Consider the following 2,096-nt stretch of genomic DNA (forward strand, 5'->3'; position numbering starts at 1 on the left):
GGCGCGGGATGATAGTTAAATTTCATGCCAGGGGAAAAGGTGGTGGCAGTGGTCCGGTTGATTACCTGCTGGGGAGGGAGCGTAACCGCGAAGGCGCAACGGTGCTTCAGGGTAATCCCGAAGAGGTCCGGGAACTCATCGATGCCACGCCATTTGCGAAGAAATACACGTCCGGTGTTCTGTCGTTCGCGGAGAAGGAGCTGCCGCCGGGAGGGCGTGAAAAAGTGATGGCGAGCTTTGAGCGTGTACTGATGCCCGGTCTCGAGAAAAATCAGTACAGCATCCTGTGGGTGGAGCACCAGGACAAGGGACGGCTTGAGCTGAATTTTGTCATTCCGAACATGGAGCTACAGAGCGGAAAACGCCTCCAGCCGTACTACGACCGGGCAGACAGGCCGAGAATTGATGCCTGGCAGACGCTGGTGAATCACCATTACGGTCTGCATGACCCCAACGCCCCGGAGAACCGCCGGACGCTGACCCTTCCTGATAACCTGCCGGAAACGAAACAGGCGCTTGCTGAGGGCGTCACACGCGGGATAGACGCGCTTTACCATGCCGGAGAGATAAAAGGCCGTCAGGATGTGATCCAGGCGCTCACAGAGGCAGGGCTTGAAGTGGTCAGGGTGACGCGAAGTAGTATCAGCATTGCAGACCCGAACGGCGGGAAGAATATCAGGCTGAAAGGAGCATTTTATGAGCAATCTTTTACAGACGGGCGCGGAGTTCGAGAAAAAGCTGAAAGAGAGAGCCGAATCTACAGAGACAATGCTGAACGACGAGTTCAGCAAGCTCGAAAAATCTGTAAGCAAGGCTGTGACATCAAACGAGACGAAAATCAAAGACGCTATAGCCCTGTTCACAGCTTCGACAGAGGAATCACTGAAAAAACACCGGGAAGGGGTGAAAGAGGCGATGATGCAGCACAGGAAGGACGTGTTAAAGCTGGCAGGGAATACGGGCATGATGTTACTGGGGATGGTCCTTTTCCTGTTTACCGTGAGTGGCGGGACGCTCTGGTATCTTGGCGGGATGATACAGGCGAACCTGGAAGAAATCAGGATACAGGAAGAAACATTGCAGAAACTGAACGCGAAGACATGGGGCGTGGAGTTTGTGCAGGACGGGAGAAGGAAATTTCTGGTTATCCCGCAGGGGAAATCGGCAACGGTGATTCCCTATCAGGGGAAGGACTGGGTACAACTGACGGAGTGACACAGAGTGACGGAGCTGGAAAGACATTTGCTGAACGCCTTAGAGCAACTGCAACAGGACTATATGCAGCGGCTGAACGAATGGGAGAGCGCCTTCGTGGAATTGCAGAAAATGTTTTCGCTTACGCAACGGGACAACGCGATGCTGAACGAGCAGGTCATGCAGTTGAGTCAGCAGGTGCAGCACTTGAGCGAGCGGACAGAACGCTTGAGCCAGTTATACAGCGAGAACAGGAGATAAGGGACGAACGGCTGATACAGGAGCGCGAACATGCGTTATCCCTGGAGCGTGAGCGCCAGCCGGAAATACAGGAGCGCACACTGGATGGCCCTTCGCTGGGATGGTAATCAGAGACAGGCTAAAATGTTGTCAGCGCGTTTCTGGTGCATTTTTTGGGATAATGGTTGGTTCGGGGGCACCGGGAACGCGCTTCAGTCAGACCTTTCTGAAAAAACAGGAACGCGTTAAAACGCATACGGGCGCGATTCTGGTGTATCTTTTGTTGCTGTGTTTTGCCTCTATTGCCAGATCGCGCTCATTCCCCTGAACTTCTGTTTTCCCGCTCCGGTTCCCGTCTTCTTCGCTTCCGAAAGGATGAAAAAAATCCGTTTCAGCAGTCTCTGGCTGGAAATTCCTGCGTGATTCACATGGCTGCATAGCTATGCATGTGGTTAAAATTTACCGGGTGCGATCGCGGCAGTTTTTCGGGTGGTTTGTTGCCATTTTTACCTGTCAGCAGCCGTGATCGCGCTGAACGCATTTCAGCGGTGCGTACAATTAAGGGATTATGGTAAATCCCTTACTGTCTGCCCTCGTATCCATCGAGATAAACCGCAGAAATGGTGTCTGCCATTAGTTTCATTTTTTTCGGCGAAGGCATA

At 52.8% G+C, this 2,096-nt stretch carries 2 protein-coding genes and 1 pseudogene; all 3 read left to right on the plus strand.

Features of this window, described 5'->3' with window-relative positions; all coding sequences use genetic code 11:
- Positions 1 to 8 precede the first annotated feature (8 nt).
- Positions 9 to 329 (plus strand): annotated as a pseudogene (locus tag JNB91_RS31830) (hypothetical protein); the annotation flags it as partial.
- A gap of 367 nt (positions 330 to 696) precedes the next feature.
- A complete protein-coding gene (locus tag JNB91_RS30175; protein WP_001673203.1) occupies positions 697 to 1,215 on the plus strand; it encodes an MbeB family mobilization protein in 519 nt (172 codons plus the stop codon).
- Positions 1,216 to 1,278: 63 nt separating this feature from the next.
- Complete coding sequence (locus JNB91_RS30180) at positions 1,279 to 1,455, plus strand: MbeD family mobilization/exclusion protein (RefSeq protein WP_031615228.1); 177 nt, start codon at positions 1,279 to 1,281, stop codon at positions 1,453 to 1,455.
- Positions 1,456 to 2,096 lie beyond the last annotated feature (641 nt).

This window comes from Aliirhizobium wenxiniae (assembly GCF_019511445.1).
GTDB classification, from domain to species: Bacteria; Pseudomonadota; Alphaproteobacteria; order Rhizobiales; family Rhizobiaceae; genus Neorhizobium; species Neorhizobium wenxiniae_A.

Excerpts from the sequence above, each read along its gene's own strand:
- JNB91_RS30175 (WP_001673203.1), top strand. The coding sequence starts at position 697 with ATGAGCAATCTTTTACAGACGGGCGCGGAGTTCGAGAAAAAGCTGAAA.
- JNB91_RS30180 (WP_031615228.1), top strand. The coding sequence starts at position 1,279 with ATGCAGCGGCTGAACGAATGGGAGAGCGCCTTCGTGGAATTGCAGAAA.